Source organism: Corynebacterium sp. CNJ-954, assembly GCF_001942345.1.
Taxonomy (GTDB): Bacteria; Actinomycetota; Actinomycetes; order Mycobacteriales; family Mycobacteriaceae; genus Corynebacterium.
On record NZ_MKKI01000006.1, the window covers coordinates 23,538 to 38,455 of the forward strand.

Sequence of the window (14,918 nt, forward strand, 5' to 3'; positions counted from 1 at the left end):
AGTACCGATCGGGCCCCGTGTCAGGGGCGAACCCCTACACTGGTCGCCATGACTGCCGCGAACACCGCCGAGAACCCCCGTGACATCGCCGTCGACGTCCGCCCCGCAGCGGACCTGCCGCCGGAGGTCATCGACGCGACCGTGCCCGTGATGTACATCGACGATCTGGCGGCCCGACGCGGCGACGGCATCTTCGAGACCATGATGGTGCGGGCCGGACGCGTCCGGAATCTCGACCTCCACCGGGACCGTTTCGTCCGGGGTGCGTCACTGCTCGATCTGCCGGCTCCGGACGTCGACCGGTGGGTGCAGGCCACCGACATGGCGTTGTCCGCGTGGGAGGACCTCGGTGGCGGGGAGGCGGCTCTGCGGTGGATGTACTCGAGGGGGCGTGAGTCGACCGGCAGAGTGACCGGGTGGGTGACGGTCAGCGCCGAGTCGCCCTCCGCGGTGCGCCAGCGCGAGCAGGGGGTACGGGTCATGACCGCACACCGGGGTTTCAGTCTCAGCATCTCCGACGACTCACCCTGGGCGTTGGTGGGGGCGAAGACGCTGTCCTACGCGATGAACATGGCTGCTCTCCGACACGCGGCCTCGCAGGGGTTGGACGACGTCATTTTCATCGGTGACGACGACCGCGTCCTGGAGGGCCCCACCTCCACGGTGGTCGCGGTGACCGGCAGGACGATGGTCACCCCGAGCCAGCAGGCGGGCGTCCTTCCCGGTACCACCCAGGCGGCGTTGTTCGCACTGGCACGCCGGAACGGATGGGAGACGGAGCAGCGACCGTTGACGGTGGCGGACCTGAGGGCCGCCGACGGCGTCTGGCTGGTGTCCTCGGTGCGTATCCACGCCAGGGTCACCGAACTGGACGGGGTGGAGTTGCCTCGACCCGCGGTCGCTGACGACGTCGAGGCGATGGCCGTCGAGGCGGCCACTGCCTGAGCGGGAACCCCCGACGGTTACCGGACGGCTACCCGATGACGCGCGACAGCTCGGCGGACATCCAGGGAGCCAGCTCCCCGCTGCCGCCGTCCGCCGCGTCCGCTGCGTTCGCCATGCGCTCATCGACCCAGCCGAGGTTGTTGTTCGGCATCAGCCCGTAGAGACGCTTACCGGGGCCGAAAGCACGAGGGCCGGTCTCGGACGCCAGGGTCGAGGCGCTCTCGAGCTCCCAGGCACGCTCGGTGCGCGGGCGACCGTACATGACCTCCACGACACCTGTGCTGTGCACGGCGAGGAACTCGATGTCGTCGTTCTCGCTGATGCGGAGGAAACCGGTCTCCCGGACGTCCTGGCCGGTGGCCTCGCCCTTGTCGTCGAGGCGCCAGATCCGCGAGTTGTAGCTGATGTAATTCTCGCCGTCGTGGGCGAAGACGATCTGCTGGCCGAACGCGTACTCGTCGGAGCCTCCGACGGGGGAGGCGTGGCCTTCGCCCCGCCACACGCCGACGAGCGGCAGCAGCGCCAGGAGCCCGTCGTGCAGGTTCGGCCCCTGACGGAGGTTGGCGGTGTCCTCGGCGACGGGGAGGTCACCGATGGTGGGGATGTTGCGCCCGGCGGTCTGCTTGGCCTGCTCTTCCGCGCGGGCGACGGCCTCGTTACCTGAAATGGGGTTGTCGCTAGTCATGTCTGACAGCGTACCGGGTCGCCCCGGGGATCAGAGTCCCGCCTGCTCGTCCTCGTTCAGCGGGCCCGACTGCGGTGCCAGGTCCGCCACGCTGACGCGTGTGTAGTTCTGCTCTGCCTCGATGAACAATGTTCCGCCGGCGGTGTACACCCGTCGCGGGGGGCTGCGGAACGGCAGGTTCTCGCCGGGAAGCTCCAGCGTGAAGGCGTCCAGGACCCGCTCGGTGACGTCGTGGTCCAGGTCATCGGGGGAGGCGGAGTTCGGGGTGTCGGTGATCTCCGTCGGTGTCAGGTAGACGTCGCCCTGCCACACACGCAGACGGACCCCGACCTCGTAGCGTCCGGAGTCCTCGTCCGGCAGGCCGTCGGGAGAGCCGGAGAGGTATGCCTCGGTCTCCCAGCCGCCGGTCGGGGAGGAGTCGTCCTGGGACGCCAGCCCGAGGTCGTCGATGCCCATACGGTCGCCGAGCTCGACGGTGTCCATCTGGATGCGGGTGAAGACCTCGCGCGCCGGGGCGTCGGTGAAGTCCCCTGACAACACGGCGTCCTTGCCCAGCGTGATCTTCGTGGCGGAGGAGGACACCGTCACCCGTCCGAATCCCGGGATCTCCACGTCCGTGGACTCCACCTGGATCGACGGCACCTCGTGGGTGAAGACGGCGGCGAGGTAGGGAAGCCCGGTCACCTGGACGTGGGGAGGCGTGGCCAGGTGTGACTCCCGGAAGATCCGGTCCGAGATCTTCTTCTCCACCCGCGCGGCCACCAGGCTGTCCGCCACCACGGCGACTCCGAGAGTCGCCGCGAGCACGGCGACCACGATCAGGACGACGGTCGTCACCGTCCGTCGGGGGCGGCGTCCTGTGCTCTGGCGGGTGGTCTCGGTCACCGCCCCAGCATACAAAGCGGTGGGGGCTGCGCCGAATGAGTGCATTGTTACGTCTTCGTTTCGATGCTGTTGCAGTGGTCGGTCGCCGGGATTGTGCAGGTCCGGCCGGTGTAAAGTGGTGACGGTGCCGGAGCGGAGCGTTCCCGGCGAGACACACCGAAGGAAGGACGACGGCCGTGAAACTGACCGTGCTCTCTGACAAAGATGAGGTCTCAGAGGTGCTTCCGTCGCTGGCCCTGCTGTCCCATGAGGTGGTGCTCCTCCCGCCGGCGCCGGGGTCCGTCAAGGAGATCGGCGGCGCCGAGGTCGTGATGATCGACGTCACCGGAAGCAACCTTCTGGGCGCCAGGGACCTCTGCCGGTCGGTCGCTGCCGCGTACCCGACGTTGCCGGTGTCCGTCGCCATCGAGGAGACCAGTGTCATCGCCCTGGACGGCTCGTGGGCGGTGGACGACTTCCTTCTCCCCTCGGCGACCCCGACAGAGGTCGACGCGCGCCTGCGGATGTTGATGACGAGGCGTCCCGTCCCCGTCGAGGAGGCCGAGGACAGCCAGGTCGCCACCATCGGCGGTCTGATCGTCGACGAGGTCACCTATGTCGCACGTGTCGAGGGTCGCCCACTGGACCTGACGTACAAGGAGTTCGAGCTGCTGTACTTCCTGGTCAAGCATGCTGGGCGGGTCTTCAGCCGTGAGCAGCTCCTGCAGGACGTGTGGGGTTACGACTATTTCGGAGGAACCCGTACCGTCGACGTGCACGTGCGTCGACTGCGGGCGAAGCTCGGTCACGAGTACGAGAAGGTCATCGCCACGGTGCGTAATGTGGGGTACAAAGCTGTGGAACTCGACGCCCCCTGAGGAGAGCCGCGATGAACGCGAAGAACAAGCCGCTGAACCCTGTGCACCGGGAGTTCTTCCCCGATGATGCCGCGCGGGACGACGGGACCGCCGAACAGATCCGGAGCCTTCTCGCCGCCGTCGAAGAGGCGGACGGAGTACCGGCGTACAGCGAGGCGTTCCTGCGCAGTATCGAGGTGGGTGAGGACGGCTACCGTCACCTGACCGCCGAGGTCGACGGACAACTCGTCGGGGTGGTGTCGGTGAACCCGTCCTACGTCGCCGAACTGGCCGTCCACCCGGATGCCCGTCGCCGTGGAGTGGCGACCGGGATGCTGCGGGAGATAGGTCGCCACCTGGATGTCGAGCGCCAGCTCAGCGTCTGGTCGCACGGCGACCTGGACTCGGCGAGGAACTTCGCCGACGGTCGGCGCGCGAGGACCGTGCGGGAACTGCTGAAAATGTCGGTCGACTGCACCGACGCCGACCGCCGGACCACACTGCTCGCCGGACGGGACGAGGCGAAAGCCACCGTGGAGCGCGAAGGGCTGACCGTCCTGGACTACCCCGCGGCGTGCGAGGCATTCGGGGTGGAGCATGTCGACACCGAATGGCTCCGGGTGAACAACGAGGCGTTCGCATGGCACCCGGAACAGGGTGGCTGGGACCTGGGGAAGTTGGAGGAGGCACGCAGCGCGGACTGGTTCGACCCGAACGGTGTGATCTTCCTCTTCGACGACCGTGAGTGCCTGGGTTTCCACTGGACGAAACGTCCCGACGGCGACCCGCACGGGGAGGTCTACGTGGTGTGCCTGGCTGACGCCGCACGCGGCCGCGGCCTCGGTGGACCGGTCACCCTGCTCGGGATCGGGTACCTGCTCGACGGTGGTGCGGATGCAGTGGACCTCTACGTGGAGGGCGACAACGTTCCGGCGGTGGCAACCTACCGGCGTCTCGGGTTCGACGTCGTGCACCGGGACGTGGTCTACCGGGGCCTGATCTGACCGGTACCCGCCGGAGTATTCATCTTCCGTTCACTTTCACGGTGTCTGACGTCCACCAAGGGGCGTTAACGTACGGTGCGTCGTCAACCCACAACGCATGTGTAAGGACTACCCACTGTGAAGATCTCGACCACCCGCCGCCGCACGCTGACCACCGCGGCAGCGACCGTCGCCGCCGGCTCTCTCGTCCTCACCGGTTGTTCGAACTCGAACTCCGGGGACAGTGAGGGGGGCACCACCTCCGAGAGCTCCTACGAACTCTCCGACACCCAGGGTGAACTCCGCGGTGAGGGCGCCAGCTCCCAGCAGAAGGCGATGGAGCAGTTCGGTGTCTCCTACTCGTCCTCCGTCCCCGGTGCCGTGCTGGCCTACAACGCGACCGGTTCCGGTGCAGGTCAGAAGCAGTTCATCGCCGACCAGGTCGACTTCGGCGGATCGGATTCACCCCTCGACGAGGAACAGGCCGCGGCGGCTGCGAAGCGCTGCGAGGACAATCCCGCCTGGCACCTCCCCATGGTCGTCGGGCCCGTCGCGGTGGCCTTCCACCTCGACGGCGTCGACGACCTCAACCTCTCCGTCGACACCGTCGCCAAGATCTTCAAGGGCGACATCCGCAACTGGAACGACGAGGCCATCGCCGCGGAGAACGAGGGCGTGGATCTTCCCGACCAGCCCATCGACGTGCTCTACCGTGCCGAGGAATCGGGCACCTCCGACAACTTCCAGTCCTTCCTGAAGACCGCCACCGACGGCCTGTGGGAGGACGAGGGCAAGACCTTCCCCACCCGCGTCGGTTCCGGTGCACAGGGCTCCTCGGGCGTCGCCGACCAGGTCAAGGCCACCAACGGCTCCATCACCTATGTGGAGTCCGGTTTCGCGACCGCCAATGACCTCGGCATTGCCAATCTGGACTTCGGTGCGGGCCCGACCGAGCTGAATGCCGAGACCGTGAACAAGGCGCTGGACCAGGTCGCCTTCTCCGGTGAGGGCAACGACCTCGTCGTCGACTCCGAGGCGCTCTTCGGCATGAAGGAGGAAGGTGCCTACCCGCTGGCACTGACGACCTACGAGATCGTCTGCTCGGCCGGCTACGACGAAGAGACCGGTGCCCGGGTCAAGGACTTCCTGCACACCATTCTCGACAACCAGAACGATCAGCTTGAAGAGGCGGGCTACATCCCGCTGAGCGGATCGTTCAAGGAGAAGCTCGAGACCGCCGTGGACGCACTCCAGTAGTATGACCAACTCACACCCGGGGACGGAGTCCGGAACGGACGCCGGCTCCCCACAGGACGGAAGCCAGGACCGGGAGTCTCCGGGGACAACCGTGGCCGGTGGCTCCGACGGCGCCGGCGGCGCGAACGGCCTCGGTGGTGCAGGCACGGGTAGTGCCGCAGGAGCGGTGAAACGCACCGGCGACCGGGTCTTCGAGTCGCTGTCCACCGGTGCTGCGGTGTTGATCACGGTCATCATCGGTGCCATCGGACTGTTCCTGCTTCTCCAGGCCATCCCGGCGTTGTCGCGGGAGCGCGACGGTCTGTTCAGCTTCTTCACCTACGGTGACCGGTGGGACCTGAACTACAGTTCCAACGACGGCGGCTGGATGCAGTTCGGCATCCCGAACATGTTCTTCACCACGGTGATGGTCTCCGTGCTGGCGCTCGTCATCGCGATGCCCATCGCGCTCGGCGTCGCGGTCTTCCTGTCGAACTACTGCCCGAAGCGTGTGGTGCGTCCCCTGGGCTTCGTCATCGACCTTCTGGCGGCGGTGCCGTCGATCGTCTTCGGCATCTGGGGCATGCAGGTCCTCGGGCCTGCCCTCGGCGGATTCTACGAGTGGCTCGTCGGCTGGGCCGGCGGCTTCATCCTCTTCGACTGGGAACAGGGGACGTCCCCGGCGTTCTCCACCAGCCGCAACATCTTCACCGGTGGCGTGGTGCTGGCGATCATGATCCTGCCGATCATCGCCGCGACCGCCCGTGAGGTCTTCGTCCAGACCCCCCGTGGACAGGTCGAGGCCGCGCTCGCACTCGGTGCGACCCGGTGGGAGGTCGTCCGGATGACAGTGCTGCCATTCGGCAAGTCCGGTTACATCTCCGGCGCAATGCTGGGGCTCGGCAGGGCGTTGGGAGAGACGATGGCGCTCTACATGGTCATCGCCTCGGCGCCAGGTTTCCGCGGTTCGTTGATGGACGGTGGAACGACCTTCGCCACCGCCATCGCCAACGCCGCGCCAGAATTCAACGACGACCTCAAGGCGGGCGCCTACATCGCCGCCGGACTGGTGCTGTTCGTGTTGACCTTCCTGGTCAATGCTGCTGCCCGGTCTCTGGTCAACAACAGGAAGTAGTGGAGGACGACAGCGATGGCCACGTCTGTACCTAGTGGACTCACCGGGCCCACTGATCTCGACAACCGTCCGCACTCTGCACTTGCGCCGAGCGGTTTCAGTGACATCTCCACCGGACGCAAAGCCCGCAACGCCATGGCCACCGCGGTCATCTACGCGACCATGGGACTGGCGATCCTCCCGCTGGTGTGGGTGCTGTTCGTCCTGGTGCAGCGGGGCATCCCCGCCCTGCTCAGCGTCGACTGGTGGGTCTTCGACATGTTCGGGCAGCTCTCGAATGTCGCCGGTGGCGGTATCGTGCATGCCGTCATCGGAACGCTCACCCAGGTGGCCGTCACCACGGTCATCTCGGTGCCTGTCGGTATCTTCACCGCCGTCTACCTCGTGGAGTACTCCCGGGGCGGCTGGCTGGGGCGTATGACCACGTTCATGGTCGACATCCTCACCGGTGTGCCCTCCATCGTGGCGGCCCTGTTCGTCTACGCCATGTGGATCACCATGTTCGGTTTCGAGCGCTCCGGGTTCGCCGTCTCCCTGTCGCTGGTGCTGCTGATGGTGCCGGTGATCGTCCGTAACACCGAGGAGATGCTGCGCATCGTCCCGATGGATCTGCGTGAGGCGGCCTACGCCCTGGGCGTGCCGAAGTGGAAGACGATCGTACGTATCGTGCTGCCCACCGCGTTGTCCGGCATCGTCACCGGTGTGATGCTCGCCGTCGCGCGCGTGATGGGGGAGTCCGCCCCGGTGCTGATCCTGGTCGGGGCGACACCGGTGATCAACTGGAACGTCTTCGACGGCAACCAGAGCTCCCTGCCCCTGTTCATGCTGGAGATGTACAAGCTCCAGGCCAGTGACGAGGTGCTGTCCCGACTCTGGGGGGCGGCGCTCACCCTGGTGATCCTCATCGGTGCACTGAACATCGGTGCCCGGATCATCTCCAACAAGTTCTCGATCAAGTCCAGTTAAGGAAACTGTCCCATGGCGAAACGCCTCGATCTCCACGACGTGAACATCTACTACGGCGACTTCCACGCGGTGAAGGACGTCAACCTGGAGGTGCCGCCCCGTTCGGTGACGGCGTTCATCGGCCCGTCCGGCTGTGGTAAATCCACTGTCCTGCGCACCCTGAACCGGATGCACGAGGTGATTCCGGGCGCCTACGTGGAGGGGGACGTCCTGCTCGACGGGGAGAACATCTACGGTCGCAGCATTGACCCGGTCGCCGTGCGTAATACGATCGGCATGGTCTTCCAGAAGGCGAACCCGTTCCCCACGATGTCCATCGAGGAGAACGTGATCGCCGGACTGAAGCTCTCGGGGGAGAAGAACAAGAAGAAGCTGCGTGAGGTCGCCGAGCGCTCCCTGCGGTCGGCGAACCTGTGGGAGGAGGTCAAGGACCGGCTCGACAAGCCGGGGGGAGGTCTCTCGGGAGGCCAGCAGCAGCGCCTGTGCATCGCCCGCGCCATCGCGGTGGAACCCGAGGTCCTGTTGATGGACGAGCCGTGTTCGGCCCTGGACCCGATCTCCACCCTGGCCGTGGAGGATCTCATCCACGAGCTGAAAGAGGAGTTCACCATCGTGATCGTCACCCACAACATGCAGCAGGCTGCGCGGGTCTCCGACCAGACCGCGTTCTACTCACTGGAGGCCACCGGTAAGCCGGGGACCCTGGTGGAGGTCGGCCCGACGAAGAAGATCTTCGAGAGCCCCGACCGTAAAGAGACCGAGGACTACATCTCAGGACGCTTCGGCTAGACCTTCTCCACCCCCGTCGCCCGTTCTGTGCCAGAGTGGGGGCACAGTGGAAAGGAGTCGGTGATGGCACCGGTACATATCGTCCTGATGGGGGTGAGCGGCAGTGGCAAGGCGCCGCTCGCCGCAGAACTGCAGAAGCGCACCGGTTTCACCGCGGCCACTGCGGTGGACCTGCAGCCCGATGACGTCCGTCGGAAGATGCAGGAGGGTGGTTTTCTCACGCCGGAGGAACGGCTGCCGTGGGCCTACGCCATCCGTGACTGGCTCACCGAGCAGGCGGAGCAGGGGAATTCGACGGTCGTGGTGAGCCTGGGGTTGGGGCGCCGCGCGCGGGACATCTTCCGTGAAGCAGAAGGTTTCGTGTTCTTCGTGCACGTCCACGGCACCGCCGACGTCATCCGGGAGCGGTCGTTGAAGCGTACCGGGGCCTATCCTGAGGAGGACGTCCTGCAGGCGCAGTACGCCGAACTGGAACGTCTCCGGGCAGATGAACCGGGAGTGCGGGTGGATGCTGCACAACCCCCGGAGGTCCTGGCCGACGCCGCGCTGGCGGCGCTGTCCGTGGCCAGTCGGGCCGACTAGAACGAGTCAGACCCGTAACGGCGACGGATCTCGTCGAACTGCTCGCGCATCGTCTCCTGCTGCTCTTCGGAGCGGCGTGACAGCTCGTACTCCTGGGGACGCTTCCCGGTCGCCAGGTAGACCACGCGGGTCCCGATGTTCACCGCGTGATCCGAGTAGCGTTCGAAGAACCGGGAGAGCAGCGTCACATCCACCGCCGCGGAGACCGGGTAGGGCCACTCCTTCTTGCCGGTGATGTGGAACATGTGCTCGTGGAGGTCGTCGACCGCATCGTCGTCGAGAGCCAGTTCCATCGCCTTTTCGGGGTCATAGGTCACAAGCACATCATGCAACTTCTCACCTATGCCGTCGACCAGCCGTGCCATCTCACGGAAGTAGGGCTGCGTGATCTCCGGTACCGCGGACTCGGGGTGCCTGCGGCGGGCCGTACGGGCGATGTGGACCGCGAGGGTCGCCATACGGGCGAGATCCTCCACGATGTAGGTACCGGAGACGACCTGCCGGAGGTCGCGGGCGACGGGGCCCTCCAACGCCAGCAGCTCGAAGGACCGTGTCTCAGCACTCTGGCGGAGCTCCTCGATGGCCGAGACCGACGTGAGGACCTGCTCTGCGGTGTCGATGTCCTGGTTGAACAGGGCGTCACACGCCTGCGACATCATCTGCCGGACCTGGTCGGCCATGACCGCGAGTTCATGGGCGAAGATCCGCATCTGTTCCTGATACACGGTACGCATGGCGCCAGTGTACGGGTGAGAGGGCTATTCCGCTCGGTGAATACCGGGTACTTTTGCCCGAGTCATTAACCGCCGTTGGTGGCTGCTCCGTCGGCCTCGGGATCTTCCGGAACTGCACTGCTCAGGTCCTCGGGGTCGTCGAGCCAGCCGTCCGGCAGGGCGACCTTGCCGGGCGATCCCTGGCGGCCGCGGGCACCGTCGGCGTCAACGGCCCTGGCGTCCGAATCCCACATCGGGTCGAGGACCGTGCGCAGTGACTCCAGGTCGGTGATCTGGGAGAGCTGCCGACGGACGTCCCCGCCGGCGGGGAAGCCGCGCATGTACCAGGCCATGTGCTTGCGCATCTCGCGTACCCCGTACTTCTCGCCCTCATGGGCGGACAGGAGTTCGGCGTGCCGCATGATGATGCGGCAGACCTCGGCGAGGGTGGGCTCCTCGGGGACGGGGAGTCCACGGAGGTTGGCGGAGAGCTCGGCGAAGAGCCAGGGCCGGCCCAGACACCCGCGGCCGACGACGACTCCGTCACATCCGGTCCGGGCCATCATCGTCGCTGCGTCGGACGCCTTGAAGATGTCGCCGTTGCCCAGGACAGGGACACCGGTGCCGTCCATGTGGTCCACCAACCGGGCGATCTGCTCCCAGTCCGCGGTACCCGAGTACCGCTGCGCGGCGGTACGACCGTGACATGCGACGGCTGCCGCGCCCTCGTCGGCGGCGATACGTCCGGCGTCCAGGTGGGTGTGGTGCTCGTCGTCGATCCCGACGCGGAACTTCACCGTCACCGGTATCTCGGGGTGCCCGGCGTCCGAGACGCCCCTGACGGCCGCCCGCACGATGGACGCGTAGAGGCGCCTCTTGAACGGTAGTGCGGAGCCGCCGCCGCGCCGGGTGACCTTGGGGACCGGGCAACCGAAGTTCATGTCGATATGGTCGGCGAGGTCCTCCTCGGCGATCATCCGCGCCGCACGGTAGGTGTACTCCGGGTCGGTCGTGTAGAGCTGCAGACTGCGGGGGTCCTCGTCCGCCGCGAACGTGGTCATGTGCATCGTCTTCGGATTGCGCTCCACCAGTGCGCGTGCGGTGACCATCTCACAGACGTAGAGCCCGGCGACACTTCCCATGCGTTCGCGTTCCTGTTCCCGGCACAGCGTCCGGAAGGCGACGTTGGTCACCCCTGCCATCGGAGCCAGGACGACGGGGGAGTCGAGGTCGAAGCGGCCGATGGAGAGTGCGGGTGCAGGTGCGGTGGTCGTTGGGGTGCTCACCCCCTGATTCTCACACCAGGGCGGGGGAGGTGCAAAGCGATGTGATCTGGAGGGCTATTACACTCGGGAGTGTGTGGTCACACCCGCACAGTCCTGTGAACTGCCGTCGTTCGGCACTGGTGTGCTATCAATGGTGGCAGAGGTCACGTTTGCTACAGAAACAAATTGTGATATTTGCAGAGATAATTCCGATTACAACGGGACAAATTGAGGAGAAAGAGTGTCTGATCGCATCGCACACAGCGGGCTGAAGTCGAAGGTCATGACCGCGCAGGAGGCTGCGGAGTTCGTCAACAACGGTGACAAGGTGGGCACCTCCGGATTCACCGGGGCGGGTTACCCCAAGGCCCTCCCGACCGCCATCGCCGAGCGCGCCAAGGCGGCTCACGACCGTGGTGACGACTTCCAGATCGAGCTGTTCACCGGCGCCTCAACCGCCGTCGACTGCGACGGTGTCCTTGCCGAGGCCAACGCCATCAGTTTCCGTACCCCCTACAACTCCGACCCGGTCCTGCGTGGGCAGATCAACGCCGGTGAGGCGAAGTACTGGGACATTCACCTCTCCCACCTCGGTAAGCAGGTGCAGGAGGGCTTCTTCGGCAAGTTCGACGTCGCCATCATCGAGGCTGTCGCCATCCGGGAGGACGGCACGGTCGTCCCGTCCTCGGCGGTGGGCAACAACATCGAGTACATCGACGCCGCGGACAAGGTGATCATCGAGATCAACGAGTGGCAGTCCCGCGACCTCGAGGGCATGCACGACATCTACCGCATCGAGCCTGCCGGGCAGCGCACCCCCATCGGCATCACCGCCCCGGGTGACCGCATCGGCGGCACGGCCCTCGAGTTCGACACCAGCAAGGTCGTCGCCGTCGTCGAGACCGACCGCCCTGACCGCAACGCACCGTTCACCCCGGCGGACGAGACCTCGAAGAAGATCGCCGGCTACTTCCTCGACTTCCTGGAGGGCGAGGTCCGTGCCGGTCGTCTGGCGTACGACCGCTACATCATGCAGTCCGGTGTGGGCAATGTGCCCAACGCCGTGATGGCGGGGCTCCTGGACTCGAAGTTCGAGAACATCACCGCCTACACCGAGGTCATCCAGGACGGCATGGTCGACCTGATCGACGCCGGCAAGATGACCGTCGCCTCGGCGACCTCCTTCTCCCTGTCCCCCGAGTACGCGGAGAAGATGAACTCGGAGGCGGCACGCTACCGCGAGAACATCATCCTGCGCCCGCAGCAGGTCTCCAACCACCCTGAGGTCATCCGCCGACTCGGACTGATCGCCACCAACGGCATGATCGAGGCCGACATCTACGGGAACATCAACTCCACCAACGTGTCGGGTTCGCGCGTGATGAACGGCATCGGCGGCTCGGGTGACTTCACCCGTAATGCGCAGGTCTCCTCGTTCATCAGTCCGTCGGTCGCCAAGGGTGGCGACATCTCCGCCATCGTGCCCTTCGCCTCTCACATCGACCACCACGAGCACGACGCCATGGTGATCATCACGGAGAACGGATTCGCCGACCTGCGTGGCCTGGCACCGCGTGACCGCGTGAAGAAGATGATCGACATCGCCCACGACTCCTACAAGCCGCTGCTGGAGGAGTACGTCGAGGCCGCGTCCAAGAGCAAGTTCCAGCAGACCCCGCACGACCTGTCGAAGGCCTTCGAGTTCCACACCCGGTTCCTGGAGACCGGTTCGATGCAGAAGTAGTGCATGCACTAGACTGAACGACGCACCTCGCCCGGCGGGGTGCGTTTGCGGGCCTTTAGCTCAGTTGGTAGAGCTACGGACTTTTAATCCGCAGGTCGTGGGTTCGAGCCCCACAGGGCCCACAAACAGCACAGCCCCCGGTCACTGACTGACCGGGGGTTTTGCGTTACTGGGTACCGGGACACGGGGCGGGATGCGGGCGCTGCGTGGGCATGGGGCTGAGACGACCACGAGGGGGTGGTTCTGGACGTCAAACCCACCCTGAGGTCGTCGTCTCAACGCTGATTTGTTCTCAGCGTCGTGTCGGCAGTCTGAGCGCGCCGGGAGTTCCGCGCTTTCGAGAGGAGGGGAGAGGGCTGACCATGATGATCCATGGCACGTCACTGGTCGGCAGATGCGCTGGCGGTGAAACGACGGACGGCCAGGGACACCATGAGCCCCGCTGCGACAATGCCGATGGCACGACCGCTGCGCTCAGACGGGGCGAGACCTCCCGCCGTGGCGGAAGCGACCGAACAGCAGTAGGACGCAGTGAAAGCTGTGTGCAAGACGTTGGAGGCCGACCCCTTTGCCGCGCTTGCGCATCGATGTACGCATCTTCGGCACGGGCATTGTGATGACGACCTGAGCTGCCCACCTCGACGCAGCTCTTACGCGCGGGACAGCGGGCCGACCCTCAGCCGGTGGCTGCGCTACCTGCGGTCGGCAGCTGAGCAGTTGTCGGTAGAGAATGTCCCTTCAGAATATGGTCCGATGACCTTCGTGCGCGAAGCGATTCAGGCATCAAACTCGACGTCGAGCTTTGAGGCACCGCGCAGTGTTGCGACTTGCTCGGCTTCGGCACGGAGCTGCTTCTCGACGCTCGCGTCGAGACCCTCGAAAGGTGTGACTGTGATCGTCAACTTCTTCCCGTTCTTACGCGGGCGCCAGGTGCCGATGATCGCACCGTCGGAGAGGATCGTGCCGGGGGCGCCGACGGTCTTCCACACTGCCTTGTGGTGCTTCTTGTCGACGATGGTCTCGCGGTCACGCATCTGCGTGTACGGGTCGCGGGGCGGGAGCAGGCGCACGCCCCGCACTGCGCGGGGCGACTGCAGAGCGTCGACGTCATCGGTCAGGATCCACGTTTTTCGCCCGAAATCGACCTCGGTTAGTTCGCTTTCGACACGGTCCCACCAGGGGTTGGCGTCGCCGGCTCGGACGCCTAACCAGGTCGCGAAGTCGGCTTTGGTCGACGGGCCGTAGCAGTGTAGGTAGCGGCGCAGCAGGTCGGCCCGCGCCGTCTCCGGGTCGACGTCCGGGATCGGCTCGCCCAGCCACTCCTCGACCAGCACGAACGGGGCCGTGTTGTCCTCCGGGGAGCGAAGCAGACGACGCCCTGCAGAGTGAGGATCCGGGTGCAGAAGTGCACGATGGCCTCGCCGAGGGGCTGGCCGGCGGCATGAGGGCCCTCCTGGTTCCACAGGCGGCGCTGCTCCGCCGGGAGAGTGTCGGCGATCCGCTCCGCGATATCGGCCCCGAGCTTGTCGATCGCCAGGCAGCGACCGGCCAGCACCGTGCCGACCTCAGCCTTGGTCAGGTCCACGGCGTCGGTGAGACTGAGATCGAGCTTGTCCACCGAGGAACCGGCCCCGCGGATGAACTGGCGCATCGCATCTTCGGTCGGCGGGAGCACGCCGGTGGTGAACACCGGTGCGTCGCGGGTCGAAAAGTAGAACGGCGAGCCGCGCATGCACCAGCTCTGCATCAGGCTCTTGTCGTCTGCGACGGCTTCGTCGACTTTCTCCTGGGAGACGCTCTGGGCCCGAGCATGCAGCGCGAGCAGTGCCGACCCCGGTGGGCTGTTTTGGATGCCGCACGCTCCGACGGCATCGAGCAGGCCGCCCTGGTCCAGACGGCCGGCGAGGTGGTGTGCACGCAGCCGGAAAGCGATGACATCGTCTCTGGACACCTGTACGCTCATCGCTTCAGCCTACCGCGAGTCAGAGGATGCCAGCGATGATGAAATCGTCCGTCCCGATGACGAACGTCGCGAGCAACAGACCAGGTAGCCATCTCATGGACGGAGTTGCCGAGGTCGGGCGCGGGGATGCGGGCATGGGGATGATCCTCGTTGGGTCGGGAACGTCTGATCGAACGAACGTAGGACTGTGC

16 protein-coding genes and 1 tRNA gene are annotated in these 14,918 nt (G+C 65.9%); 11 read left to right on the top strand and 6 right to left on the bottom strand.

The window, feature by feature from the left end:
• The first annotated feature begins 48 nt into the window (after positions 1 to 48).
• The gene (locus BJF89_RS03610; protein ID WP_075812319.1) at positions 49 to 945 is read left to right on the top strand and encodes an aminodeoxychorismate lyase; all 897 of its coding nucleotides are present in this window, start codon (positions 49 to 51) and stop codon (positions 943 to 945) included.
• Between the two features lie 28 nt (positions 946 to 973).
• Here BJF89_RS03610 and BJF89_RS18970 read toward each other — a convergent pair whose 3' ends face one another.
• Complete coding sequence (locus tag BJF89_RS18970) at positions 974 to 1,630, bottom strand: FABP family protein (protein ID WP_187344670.1); 657 nt, start codon at positions 1,628 to 1,630, stop codon at positions 974 to 976.
• Between the two features lie 30 nt (positions 1,631 to 1,660).
• Complete coding sequence (locus tag BJF89_RS18975; protein ID WP_255372475.1) at positions 1,661 to 2,515, bottom strand: DUF2993 domain-containing protein; 855 nt, start codon at positions 2,513 to 2,515, stop codon at positions 1,661 to 1,663.
• 176 nt (positions 2,516 to 2,691) lie between these two features.
• Here BJF89_RS18975 and BJF89_RS03625 point away from each other — a divergent pair, with 176 nt between their 5' ends.
• The 7 genes from BJF89_RS03625 (at position 2,692) to BJF89_RS03655 (ending at position 9,042) form a co-directional block, all read left to right on the top strand.
• Positions 2,692 to 3,372, top strand: a complete 681-nt coding sequence (locus BJF89_RS03625) for a winged helix family transcriptional regulator (RefSeq protein ID WP_038550046.1) — start codon at positions 2,692 to 2,694, stop codon at positions 3,370 to 3,372.
• A gap of 11 nt (positions 3,373 to 3,383) precedes the next feature.
• Entirely contained in the window at positions 3,384 to 4,355 is a 972-nt protein-coding gene (gene mshD / locus BJF89_RS03630) for a mycothiol synthase (protein WP_083650471.1), read from the top strand.
• 123 nt (positions 4,356 to 4,478) lie between these two features.
• Entirely contained in the window at positions 4,479 to 5,591 is a 1,113-nt protein-coding gene (gene pstS, locus BJF89_RS03635) for a phosphate ABC transporter substrate-binding protein PstS (protein WP_075812365.1), read from the top strand.
• A gap of 1 nt (position 5,592) precedes the next feature.
• Positions 5,593 to 6,705, top strand: coding sequence for a phosphate ABC transporter permease subunit PstC (pstC, locus tag BJF89_RS03640; protein WP_075812325.1), 1,113 nt, complete (start codon positions 5,593 to 5,595; stop codon positions 6,703 to 6,705).
• A gap of 15 nt (positions 6,706 to 6,720) precedes the next feature.
• Entirely contained in the window at positions 6,721 to 7,671 is a 951-nt protein-coding gene (gene pstA / locus BJF89_RS03645; protein WP_075812327.1) for a phosphate ABC transporter permease PstA, read from the top strand.
• A 12-nt stretch (positions 7,672 to 7,683) separates the two neighbouring features.
• Complete coding sequence (gene pstB / locus BJF89_RS03650) at positions 7,684 to 8,460, top strand: phosphate ABC transporter ATP-binding protein PstB (RefSeq protein WP_038550043.1); 777 nt, start codon at positions 7,684 to 7,686, stop codon at positions 8,458 to 8,460.
• A gap of 63 nt (positions 8,461 to 8,523) precedes the next feature.
• A complete protein-coding gene (locus BJF89_RS03655; RefSeq protein ID WP_075812329.1) occupies positions 8,524 to 9,042 on the top strand; it encodes a gluconokinase in 519 nt (172 codons plus the stop codon).
• Here BJF89_RS03655 and phoU read toward each other — a convergent pair.
• Both phoU and dusB read right to left on the bottom strand, forming a co-directional pair.
• Positions 9,039 to 9,776 (bottom strand): phosphate signaling complex protein PhoU, encoded by a 738-nt coding sequence (gene phoU, locus BJF89_RS03660; RefSeq protein ID WP_075812331.1) that lies wholly within the window; start codon positions 9,774 to 9,776, stop codon positions 9,039 to 9,041. The genes BJF89_RS03655 and phoU overlap by 4 nt on opposite strands.
• A gap of 65 nt (positions 9,777 to 9,841) precedes the next feature.
• A complete protein-coding gene (dusB, locus tag BJF89_RS03665) occupies positions 9,842 to 11,041 on the bottom strand; it encodes a tRNA dihydrouridine synthase DusB (protein ID WP_075812333.1) in 1,200 nt (399 codons plus the stop codon).
• 220 nt (positions 11,042 to 11,261) lie between these two features.
• On the opposite strand from dusB, the gene BJF89_RS03670 reads away from it, so the two are divergent.
• The 3 genes from BJF89_RS03670 (at position 11,262) to BJF89_RS18810 (ending at position 13,289) form a co-directional block, all read left to right on the top strand.
• Positions 11,262 to 12,764 (top strand): acetyl-CoA hydrolase/transferase family protein, encoded by a 1,503-nt coding sequence (locus BJF89_RS03670; RefSeq protein WP_075812335.1) that lies wholly within the window; start codon positions 11,262 to 11,264, stop codon positions 12,762 to 12,764.
• Positions 12,765 to 12,813: 49 nt separating this feature from the next.
• A tRNA-Lys gene (locus BJF89_RS03675) sits at positions 12,814 to 12,886 on the top strand.
• A 250-nt stretch (positions 12,887 to 13,136) separates the two neighbouring features.
• Positions 13,137 to 13,289, top strand: a complete 153-nt coding sequence (locus BJF89_RS18810) for a hypothetical protein (RefSeq protein WP_158026029.1) — start codon at positions 13,137 to 13,139, stop codon at positions 13,287 to 13,289.
• Between the two features lie 251 nt (positions 13,290 to 13,540).
• Here the strand turns inward: BJF89_RS18810 and BJF89_RS19295 are convergent, their stop codons facing one another.
• A complete protein-coding gene (locus tag BJF89_RS19295; protein WP_255372477.1) occupies positions 13,541 to 14,080 on the bottom strand; it encodes a DNA glycosylase AlkZ-like family protein in 540 nt (179 codons plus the stop codon).
• Entirely contained in the window at positions 13,969 to 14,727 is a 759-nt protein-coding gene (locus BJF89_RS19300) for a DNA glycosylase AlkZ-like family protein (RefSeq protein WP_255372476.1), read from the bottom strand. The genes BJF89_RS19295 and BJF89_RS19300 overlap by 112 nt, the downstream gene beginning before the upstream one ends.
• Between the last annotated feature and the right edge of the window lie 191 nt (positions 14,728 to 14,918).

What these genes read in the sequence shown, in the direction of transcription:
- BJF89_RS03610 (WP_075812319.1), top strand. Translation starts at nt 49, where the DNA reads ATGACTGCCGCGAACACCGCCGAGAACCCCCGTGACATCGCCGTCGAC.
- BJF89_RS18970 (WP_187344670.1), bottom strand. Translation starts at nt 1,630, where the DNA reads ATGACTAGCGACAACCCCATTTCAGGTAACGAGGCCGTCGCCCGCGCG.
- mshD (WP_083650471.1), top strand. Translation starts at nt 3,384, where the DNA reads ATGAACGCGAAGAACAAGCCGCTGAACCCTGTGCACCGGGAGTTCTTC.
- pstC (WP_075812325.1), top strand. Translation starts at nt 5,593, where the DNA reads ATGACCAACTCACACCCGGGGACGGAGTCCGGAACGGACGCCGGCTCC.
- pstA (WP_075812327.1), top strand. Translation starts at nt 6,721, where the DNA reads ATGGCCACGTCTGTACCTAGTGGACTCACCGGGCCCACTGATCTCGAC.
- pstB (WP_038550043.1), top strand. Translation starts at nt 7,684, where the DNA reads ATGGCGAAACGCCTCGATCTCCACGACGTGAACATCTACTACGGCGAC.
- BJF89_RS03655 (WP_075812329.1), top strand. Translation starts at nt 8,524, where the DNA reads ATGGCACCGGTACATATCGTCCTGATGGGGGTGAGCGGCAGTGGCAAG.
- phoU (WP_075812331.1), bottom strand. Translation starts at nt 9,776, where the DNA reads ATGCGTACCGTGTATCAGGAACAGATGCGGATCTTCGCCCATGAACTC.
- BJF89_RS18810 (WP_158026029.1), top strand. Translation starts at nt 13,137, where the DNA reads ATGGCACGTCACTGGTCGGCAGATGCGCTGGCGGTGAAACGACGGACG.
- BJF89_RS19300 (WP_255372476.1), bottom strand. Translation starts at nt 14,727, where the DNA reads ATGAGCGTACAGGTGTCCAGAGACGATGTCATCGCTTTCCGGCTGCGT.